The following is a 9,692-nucleotide window of genomic DNA, read 5'->3' as shown; positions in this document are numbered from 1 at the left end:
CGCCGGCCGTCGGCGCGGCCCGGCTCCTGCCCGGCGCCGGCACTGTGCCCGGCTGGGAGCCGGCGGACGAGGTCCAGCGCTTCACCGGCGACGATCTGTTTCTCTTCATCGACGGCGGGGCCGACCTCTTCCTCGAGTACGGCTTCCGCGAAGTGGCGGCCCGCGCGTACCGGGGCCCCGGCGGCGCCGCCATCAACGCCGAAATCTACGAGATGGCGGACCCGGGGGCGGCGTTCGGCGTCTACTCGGTCCGGTGCGGGGATGCGGGCGACGAGGCGGCCGTCGGCTCGGCGGCCCGCCTGGCCGACTACTACCTCACCGTCTGGCAGGACCGCTACGTGGCTACGTTCACGGGTTTGAGCGAAACGCCCGCCGTCCGGGACGGTCTTGTTGCGATCGGTCGGGCCGTCGCGGGCGGGATCGCCGGCCGGGCGCCGGCGCCGGCGCTCGCGACGGCGCTACCGGCCGCCGGGCAGCGGCCGCACAGCGTCCGGTATATCCGCGGCCCCGTTGCCGCGGCCAACATTCCTCTCGGCGAGGCGGTCCTTCCGTGGCAGGCGCCCGAGGCCGCCGCGGCCCGCTACGGCGGGACGGGCGGCCACGCACCGGCGACGGAGGTCACGCTGTACCTTCTGGCGTATCCCGACGCCGCGGCGGCGGGACACGCGTTCCGCCGGATGACTGCTGGCTCCGAAGCCGCTGTGGACGCCGCCGGCGGCCTGACCTTCATGTCGCCTCAGAAGCAGCCCGGCCGGGCCGAACGCCGCGGCCGTCACGTCGCCGTGGCCGTGGGGGGCGACGCCGCGGGTCGGCGGGAGCTGTTGGGGAAAGTGAATGCTGAACAGCGAACGGCGAGCGGTTGGGAGTGAGGAGTCAGGAGAGGATCGATGGGAACCGGTCTGTTTGGATGGAATCGATGCATGGAAGGATGAGGCAGGGGGCGGGCGGCGCGGGCCCGGCGCATGACGGCACGTCAGATTCGGGCAAGACCGAGGCAGGCGGCGTGGAGGGCAGCGGCCAGGGCAATGAAAAGCAGCCGCGCGGTGTGGGAGGATAGACCGGGAAAACGGTAACCGATCCAGCCGCCGTGGCAGCTCTCCACGCAGTCGCCGCACAGGGTGCAGTTCAGACCCGGCCGGCGGCGGCGGATGTCGTCGGCGGCGAGCGCCCCGTAGCGGCATGCTGCGGTGCAGCGGCAGCATTCGGTGCATTCCTTCCCGATGCGGATCCGCAGCGGGTGCAGCCGCCCCAGCAACGCCGCCACCAGGCCCATGGGGCACCAGGTGGTGCAGTGGGCCATGATCCCGTACCGCCGCGACACCGTCAGGATGATCCCCACTCCGGCCAAGCCGAAGGCGGCTGCCGCGGCCGTGGCTGCAAGCGGTGGCGCGCCGGTCAGCCGGAGCCCCAGCGCCGCGAGCGCCACGCCGGGCAGGGTGATCCAGCGGCCCCACCGCGTCCACGCGGGCAGCTCCAGGGGGCGCGGCCGCTGGGCGGCCAGTGCCGCGTCCCAGGCGCCGATGTAGCAGAGGAAGCTGCACCAGGCCGGGCCCACGAGCACCACCGTGGCCAGGAAGAGGATGGGCATGAAGAAACCACCGCCGCGCCAGACAGGACCGGCGGCGATAAGCGCCGGCACCGGCAAGTGGAGTTTCCCGCTCATGAGGAAGTCCGCCAAGCCGGCCAGGCCCAGCGCCAGTTGAGCGAAAAACACCACGGAGAACAGTCCCCACAGCCACCGGCGACGCTCCGCCCAACGGTCGCCGTCAGCCAGGTGTCGCGCCAGCCGCGCGGCGTAGAGGGCCAGCGCCGCGATCTCCAGCCAGCCGGCGCCAGCGAGAAAACGCTCCGCCAGAAGGATGGGCGGCCGAACCATGGAGTGCGCGGCGCCCATTGTCACGGAGGCGATGGCGAACGCCGCCACCGTCACTCCCTCGGCACCGGGCGCTTCCGCCGGCCGGCGGCCCGCGGTGCGGCCCTGCAGCCAGGCGGCGATGACGGTGACCGCGGCCACCGCCGCCAGAATCACCACCAGCCGCAGCCACGGCTCCCCGGCCGCTATCCGGCCGGCTGTCAGGCGTGCCGCCGTGCGCACCCACTCCGCGGCCGCACCCAGCAGCAGCACTTGGAGCAGGCGCACCGGCCACCGCCCGGGGAGCGCCAGCAGGAGCGGCGCCGCCAGGCTCACCGCCAACAGCGACCATTGGTCGGCCCGCGAGAAGTGCGCCGCGGCCAGCAGCGCCGCTACCACGGCCATGAGGGTGGGACCGATCGCCGTACCGCGAGCTGAACTCATGGTGCCAACCGCCTGAACAATTCATCCCGATGCCGGCGCGTGCGGCCGCACACCGACCGCCGGGCGATCAAAACCCATCGGTCGGGATGATCTCGCCGCCGATAGAAATCCGGACCAACTCCAGGGGAATGTCCTTGCCGCTTTCAGTCAGGGCCCGATGAGCGATGCGCACCAACCCGGTGCAGCACGGCACCTCCATGAACGCCACCCGGACCGACTGGATGTCGTTATCCCGGAAGATCGCCGCGAGCTTCTTGACGTACACCTCGCCGTCGTCCAGCTTCGGACAGCCGATGAGAGCCACCCGGTCGGCGACGAAGTCGCGATGAAAACCGGCATAGGCCAGCGGCACGCAGTCGGCCGCGAGCAGCAGGTGGGCGCCCGCGAAATACGGTGCCCGGATGGGGAGCAGCGCGATCTGGACGGGCCAGTTGGTCAGCCGGGAAGGTTCGGCAACCGCCGCCGCTGGCACGGTCGTGGGCGCCGCGGCGCGCTGAATGGTGCGGGCCGCCGAGCCCGGACATCCTCCGCCGTGGCCGTGCCCCGCCTCGTGGCCGTGGCGCAGGAACGAGCTTGCCGCCGGGTGGAACCGGGAGGGCGGCATGGGACAGGCGGCCGGAACCGCCGGGGCCGCGCCGCCGCGGACCGCGTTGGCGTGGACGGACGCCATGACGTCCTCGACGGAGTGACCGGTGTGGGCGGCCACGGCGACGGCGTCGAACTCCGCCGCATCGCGCTCCTCGAGGGTGATGGCACCCTGCGGGCAATCGCCCAGGCACGCGCCCAACCCGTCGCAGAAGGTCTCGCTCACGAGGCGCGCCTTGCCGTCCACGATCCGGATGGCGCCCTCGGCGCAGGACGGCACGCACAGGCCGCAGCCGTCGCACTTGCTTTCGTCGATTTTGATGATATTGCGCATGGCCATGATGTTCCTCCCGAGTGTCAGTCTCGGGCGCCATCATATCCGGGGGGCGCCAGGCGTGCTTTGACCTAAATCAATTCATATCGTCGGACGGTCGGGCCGTCCGCGGCGGGACGAATCCGCCGCCGGCTCAGGCCGGGTGGATGGCCGAGCGGAAATCGAAGCGGGGCACGTCAACACCCTCGCCCGGCTGGTAGAAGACGGCATAGCTCGTGTGCTTCAGCGGCACGAACGCCGGGGCACCGCTGCCGGCGGCGCGCACCAGCCGCTCGCGCCAGGTGCCGGCGTTGATGTAGACGACGTCCCGCCCGGCGCGGCACTCCAGCGGCAGCACGAGCGGGTTGTGGGTATGGCCCAGCGCCAGATAACGGATCTCCGGGTCGTCCACCCAGGCCCGCTCGTCGAGGAGCCCCGCGATGAGCGCGTCGCCGGAAGGATCAGGGTTGTCCTCGGACGCCTTCAGGAACAGAGGGAGCAGGTCCTGGGCGCGCAGGATCTCCAGCGCCTTGCGCGGCAGCCAGCGGATCCACGGGCTGGTCAGCCAGCGGACGGCTTCGTCCCACTCCGTCGTGCTGTCCCGCCAGGTGCGCAGGAAGTCGATCTCCAGCAATCCGGCGGCGACGGTCTCGAAGACCGCCTCCAGGGCGGTGCGGATCTCGGGGAGGGCCTCGGCGCGGATGCGGCTGTCGAGCCACTCCATGATCCGGCCCAGCGGCCGGACGTTGTCGATGGCCCGCAAGCCCCGCAGCCACTCCACGGAGACGGCCGGGTGGCGGCCCATCGCCCAGGGGAGCTTCACCGCGAACTCGGTGGTGATCACGTCGCCCACGGCGGGCACGGCGCCGGGACCGCCCGCGTTCCAGGGATCGAAGACGTGCCCGTGACGAGCCAGCAACCCGTAGGCCGGCGCCCGGCACTCCGGCGGAAACGGCGCCGTGAGGGCGTCGGCGCCATCGGCGGCGAGGCCCAGCATCGCCCGCACCGCCGCGCGCAGCGCCGGGAAGGCGTGGGTCAGGCGGTCGTGGTTGCCGGGGACGAACTCCACCGTCACGGGGAGCGCGCGCCCCAGCGCCTCCGCCGCCCGCGCGGGCAACTCACGCAGCAACGCGAACGCCGCCCAGTTTTTAGCCAGGATGGTCGCCGGGGGTGCCGACTCAGGCCGGCCGTCGGGGGGCATCCGGCCCAGGATGTCCAGGGCGCAGCGCGCCAGGGGCGAATCCGCACCGCCTCCGGCCAGCGCGGCCAGTCCCTCGCGGCCCCAGGGGCGATGCTCCGGCGGCAGGTCGAACCACCGCTCGGTACGCACCAGGTCCAGGATGTCGCCGAGCAGCACCACCCGCAGCTCCATGGCGCGGCAGCGCGCCGCCAGCGTCATCCAATCGGAGAGGATCACCCGGCTCAGCGTCTCAGGCGGCAGGTTGTGCTCCCCGGCCGTGCCGTCGGTGAAATGCAGGTCGCTCAGGACCACCAGCATGGGTGCCTCCTGCCAGCGATTGTAGCGGGTGCGGCCGCCGGGGTGTCAAGGGAAAACGGGCGACCGCGGATCGGTTCGCAGGTTCACAGATCCACAAATCCACAAGTTCACTGGTTCGTGTTTGCCGTCGCGGCGAGCACACGAACCTGTATTCTCTCTCCAAAGACGCATCGTTTGCGTGGAGCATCGGCGCTTGACTGAAAGCTGCGGAATGACACCTCGTTTCAATTCTGTTCCGATGCCTGTTGAATTAGGCCAGATCGTTGGTTGAGCAGCGGTTGTTTCGGTGTTGTTCACAGAATGAGATTCGCATGATGAAACAGCGAAAAACTCAAAAAAAAGCTGGCGGCAGCCGCCCGGGCGCAAGGAAAGCCGATCTTTCCGCCGAAATATCGGCCGGTCATTGATCTGGCGGCTTCAAGACCTTGAACATGGGCGGGTGGGGCGCATTTTGTTCCGACCCGACGCCGAGGTCGGGACGTCGCGCGACATGCCGTGACTGAGGCATCTTCCACGCGCGTTCGTTGAACGCGCGGTACGTCCGATGATCGGGGACGAACTTCTTCCCCCCGAGCCACAAATCCCGAACCCCAAGCCCCGAGCCTCAATCACGATTACGAATTACGAACACGAAATCCGAATGCCGATGTCCGAATTCCAAAGTCCACTGATCGGGAACGAGCCTCGAGCCCCGAACCTCGAGCCTCGATTACGAAGAACAAACGGGGAGCGGCCGGATAGCCGCTCCCCGTTGGTCTGTCGGACGATGGCGGTTGCCCGCAGGCAGCCGCCGGGCGGTCACTTCTTGATCGGGTAAGGCGGAGGCGCCGGCAGATCCGGCTTCTCCTTCTTGAGCTTCTCCATGACCACGGCGATGCCCTTGTCGAGCTGCTCGTCGATGCCGGCGAATTCCTTGGCCGGATCGTTGTCCACGACAATATCGGGCTCCACGCCGCGCCCCTCGATGATCCACTCCTTGCCGGCCGTGTCGTAGGAGGCGAACTCCGGCTTGTTCAGGTAGCCGCCGTCCAGGAGCGGCAGCGAACCGCGGATGCCCACCACGCCGCCCCATGAGCGCTTGCCGATAAGCTCGCCCAGGGCGTTCTTGCGGAAGCGGTAGGGGAATAGATCGCCGTCGGAGGCGGAGAACTCATCGAGCAGCGCCACCTTCGGTCCCACATGCAACGCACCCGGGTCGACGCCGGGGATGGTGTTGCGGGCCATGTCCACCATGTCCATTTGCCGGCGCAGCCGCTCGATGATCATGGGGGAGACGTTGCCGCCGCCGTTGCCACGGACGTCGATGATGAGGCCCTTCTTCTTGAGCTGCGGGTAGAAGTGCTTGACGAACTCATTGAGGCCCTGCGGGCTCATGTCGGGGATGTGGATGTAGCCCACCTGGCCGCCCGTGGCCTTGGCCACGTACTCGATGTTGTGCTGGACCCAGTTGTAGTAGTAAAGATCAAGCTCGTCGTCGACGGGCACCACGATCGCCTCGCGGCTCCCTTCCTCGACGGGCTTGCTGTTCAGGGTCAGGCGAACCTGCTTGCCGGCGGTGCCCGCCAGCGCCTGGTAGATATTGGCCATGTCCTTGACGGGGCGTCCGTCCACGGCCAGGATGTAGTCGCCCACCTGGGCGTTCACGCCGAGCTCGGTGAGCGGCGAGCGGCGGGACCGGACCCAGTTCTCGCCCTTGAGGATCCGGGTGATCCGGTAGGCCTTGGAGGCGGAGTCGCGCTCCAGTTCGGCGCCAAGCAGGCCCATCGGGATGCGCGGCGCAGCGGGTGCGTCGCCGCCGCCCACATAGGTGTGGCCGCAGTTGAGTTCGCCGATCATCTCACCGATGATGTAGGTCAGGTCGGCCCGGTGCGCCACGTGCGCCAGCAGCGGCTCATACTTCTTCTCGACACCCGCCCAGTCCACGCCGTGCATGTTGGGGGCGTAGAAGAAGTCGCGCATCTGGCGCCAGCACTCGGTGTAGATCTGCCGCCACTCGGCGGCGCGGTCCAGGGTGACCTTGAGATCGGCCAGGTCCAGTTTGTCTTTCAGCTCGATCTTCGCCTTGGGTAGATCGATGATGCCGTAAGTCTGGTTCTGCGCCACCAGCATCTTCTTGCCGTCGGCCGAAATCGAGTAGCCGTTCACAGGGCCGAGATCGGTTTCCTTCTGTCCCTTGAGGTCGTATATGAGGAGAGTGGGTCGCTCGTCGCGCGCGCCGAACCGGACGTAATACACCGAATCACCCACGGCGTTCACGCCGTAATAGTTGGCCGGCGTGACGGGCAGGACCATGATCCGGCCGGGCAGGCCGTCGATGTCCACCTTTACGGCGACGGCGGCGTCCTTCTTGTCGGTCGGTTTGTCGGCGGGCTTGTCGGCCGCCTTCTCGGCTGGTTTTTCGCCGCCTTCGGCCTTGGCCGGCTTGTCCTGCTTGATTTCCACCTCGTCGCTGACAGGCTTGAAGGGGGACTCGGTCTCCTTGGCCAGGGCCACGAAGTAGACGCGGGTGCCGTTTTGGTAGACAGTGTTGAACTCGGTGAAGCCGTAGGTGGGGGTGAAGTCGCGGGTGGAGGTGAAGAACAGGAACTTGCCGTCGGAGCTGAACGACGGGCCGCCGGAGGCGTACCAGGAGTCGGTCACGGGCCAGGCCTTGGCCTCGGCCACGGAGTAGAGGTACACCCGGGGCATCCCCTCACGCTCCTGCTGAGCGTAGGCGATCCACTGGCTGTCGGGGGCCCAGTCGGCCTGGGTGATCTCCCAGGCTTCCGCCTGGGTCACCAGCGTCACCTTGCCTGTTTCAACATCCACATAGGACAGCCGCAGTTTCTTGTCCGACCAGAGAATGCGCGTGCTGTCAGGCGACCAGTCGAGGCCGTACTTGTAGGTGTCGGCGCCGGTGGTGAGTCGTTTGGCGGGACCATCGCCGTACTGCGGGATGATGTAGATCTCGTCCTCGCCGCTGGCGTCGGAGATGTAGGCGATCCACTTGCCGTCGGGCGACCAGACCGCGGCGCGGTCGTGGACGCCGGGGGTGCGGGTCAGGTTGCGGATGGCACCCTTCTTGGCCGGGACGGTGAAGATGTCGCCGCGGGCGTTGAACACAGCGCGCTTGCCGTCGGGACCGATGTCGAAATCGTTGATGTACTTCTGGACGTCGGTGAGCCCGCCCCGGGCGACGGCCCGGTCGGTGGCCACGCGGATGGGCACCTGGACCGCCTGCTCCGTAGCCAGGTCGAACCGGTGGATCCAGCCGCCGTACTCGAAGACGATGGCGGTGTCGCCGAGCGACGGGAACTTGATGTCGTACGCGTCATAGTCGGTGAGCTGGCGGGTTTTCCGGGTGCCCCGCTCGTAGACGTACAGGTTCATGCGGCCGTTGGCGCCGCGGTCGGACAGAAAATAGATCCGGTCGCCGTGCCACATGGGGATGATGTCCTGGGCCGGGTGGTTGGTGATGTTCTCGGTCTGCTTCGTCGCGAAGTCGTAGACCCAGATGTCGTCGGCCTGGCCGCCGCGGTAGCGCTTCCAGGTACGGAACTCGCGGAACACGCGGTTGTAGGCGAACTGCTTGCCGTCAGGAGAGTAGGAGCAGAAGCCGCCGCGCGGCAGCGGGAGCTGCCGCGGCAGATCGCCGTCGAGTCCCACCAGGTAGAGCTGCCCCTTGAAGTCGTTGAACTCGCGCATGCGCGAGCGGAAGACGATCTCGCGACCGGCGGGCGTCCAGCCCATCACGATGTTGTTGGGACCCATGCGGTCGGAGACGTCGTCGCGGCCCAGCGTCGCCGTCCAGGTCAGGCGCTGGGGGACGCCCCCCTCAGCGGGAATCAGATAGACCTCGGTGTTGCCGTCGTACTGGCCGGTGAACGCCACATGCTTGCCGTCGGGGGAGAAACGGGGAAAACTCTCGAAGCCGTCGTGGCTCGTCAGCGGGCGGGCGATGCCGCCGGCGGCCGGCACCGTGTACAGGTCGCCGGCGTAGGTGAACACAATCTGGTCACCGTGGATGGCCGGGAAACGGAGCAGGCGGGTATTCTCCTGCGCCGTCGCCGCGACGGCGAGCAGGCAGATCAGGATCGGCACGAATCGCTTCATCACAAGCCTCCATGCAGAGGAAATAGGTAATGTCTTTGTACGAGGGCGGCAGCTGTCTGGTTCCAGTCAGGCCGGGATAAAGTTGTGGCGGAAGCGGGCCGGTAGGATCGGCGGCGTCACAGCCGGCCGATGCCGTTGGCGATGTCGGCCAGCTCCTCCGGCCGGACTATGGTGATGGCCTTCCCCTCAAGGCGGATGAGTCCGGCCTCCTTGAATTTGCGCAGGTTCCGCGACAGCGTCTCGCCGACGGTGCCGAGCTGGGCGGCCAGCTCGCCCTTGAAAATGGTCAACACCAGCCGGTCGGCGCCCTGCCGCTCCGCCTCCGCCAGCAGCCAGGCGGCCAGCCGGGCGGGGACCTCTTTCAGCGACAGCGCCTCCACCTGCCGGTTGAACTCGCGGACGAAGCCGGCCAGCGAGGCGATGATCTTCATGGACACCTGCGGCTCGGCGCGCAGGAATGCCAGGAACGCCTCCCGGGGGAAGAACGCCACCAGCGCATCCTCCATGGCGAGGCAGGAGGCGGGGTACGGATGGCCGGTGAAGATGGCCACCTCGGCGAACATCATCCCCGGCTGGATCAGGTGCAGCGTGTACTCCTTCCCCTCCGGCGACGCCTTGTACACGCGGACGCGACCCTGGAGCAGGACAAAGAAGCCCGTGCCCGGATCACCTTCCTGAAACAGGGTCTCGCCGGCCGCCAGCCGGCGAAACGCGGCGATCCGGGCCAGCTTGCGGAGTTCCTCCTCGTTCATGCCGGCGCACAGCTGGCACCGGTGCAGGAGCGGCAGCGGATCCATGCCTCCATCCTTACCAGAACCCGGCGGAAAAGGCAACTCCGGCGGCTGCGCGTTGCAAACGCCGGAACCTTGAGTTATAAGAGGGAATGACCTGCGGCCGGATCGCCGCCG

At 68.2% G+C, this 9,692-nt stretch carries 6 protein-coding genes; 1 reads left to right on the top strand and 5 read right to left on the bottom strand.

Annotation, left to right across the window (positions count from 1 at the left end; translation table 11 throughout):
• Nucleotides 1-869: hypothetical protein (locus tag GX414_03380; protein NLI46126.1), on the top strand; the 869-nt coding region annotated here is incomplete at its 5' end.
• A 104-nt stretch (nucleotides 870-973) separates the two neighbouring features.
• Here GX414_03380 and GX414_03375 read toward each other — a convergent pair.
• From GX414_03375 to GX414_03355, 5 genes are all read right to left on the bottom strand, one after another.
• On the bottom strand, nucleotides 974-2,296 hold the full coding sequence (locus GX414_03375) for a hypothetical protein (GenBank protein ID NLI46125.1): 1,323 nt from the start codon (nucleotides 2,294-2,296) through the stop codon (nucleotides 974-976).
• Between the two features lie 67 nt (nucleotides 2,297-2,363).
• The gene (locus GX414_03370; protein NLI46124.1) at nucleotides 2,364-3,221 is read right to left on the bottom strand and encodes a 4Fe-4S binding protein; all 858 of its coding nucleotides are present in this window, start codon (nucleotides 3,219-3,221) and stop codon (nucleotides 2,364-2,366) included.
• Nucleotides 3,222-3,348: 127 nt separating this feature from the next.
• Complete coding sequence (locus GX414_03365) at nucleotides 3,349-4,692, bottom strand: hypothetical protein (GenBank protein NLI46123.1); 1,344 nt, start codon at nucleotides 4,690-4,692, stop codon at nucleotides 3,349-3,351.
• Between the two features lie 798 nt (nucleotides 4,693-5,490).
• Complete coding sequence (locus GX414_03360; protein NLI46122.1) at nucleotides 5,491-8,784, bottom strand: protease; 3,294 nt, start codon at nucleotides 8,782-8,784, stop codon at nucleotides 5,491-5,493.
• Nucleotides 8,785-8,900: 116 nt separating this feature from the next.
• Nucleotides 8,901-9,581, bottom strand: coding sequence for a Crp/Fnr family transcriptional regulator (locus tag GX414_03355; protein NLI46121.1), 681 nt, complete (start codon nucleotides 9,579-9,581; stop codon nucleotides 8,901-8,903).
• Nucleotides 9,582-9,692: the final 111 nt, after the last annotated feature.

It is taken from the genome of Acidobacteriota bacterium (assembly GCA_012517875.1).
Lineage (GTDB): Bacteria > Acidobacteriota > JAAYUB01 > JAAYUB01 > JAAYUB01 > JAAYUB01.
Note: the sequence above shows the minus strand (reverse complement) of the source record. Positions and strands in the feature narration are given on the sequence as shown.

Bases quoted from the DNA above. Each gene is read 5' to 3' on its own strand.
- GX414_03375 (NLI46125.1), bottom strand. From the start codon at position 2,296: ATGAGTTCAGCTCGCGGTACGGCGATCGGTCCCACCCTCATGGCCGTG.
- GX414_03360 (NLI46122.1), bottom strand. From the start codon at position 8,784: ATGAAGCGATTCGTGCCGATCCTGATCTGCCTGCTCGCCGTCGCGGCG.
- GX414_03355 (NLI46121.1), bottom strand. From the start codon at position 9,581: ATGGATCCGCTGCCGCTCCTGCACCGGTGCCAGCTGTGCGCCGGCATG.
- GX414_03370 (NLI46124.1), bottom strand. From the start codon at position 3,221: ATGGCCATGCGCAATATCATCAAAATCGACGAAAGCAAGTGCGACGGC.
- GX414_03365 (NLI46123.1), bottom strand. From the start codon at position 4,692: ATGCTGGTGGTCCTGAGCGACCTGCATTTCACCGACGGCACGGCCGGG.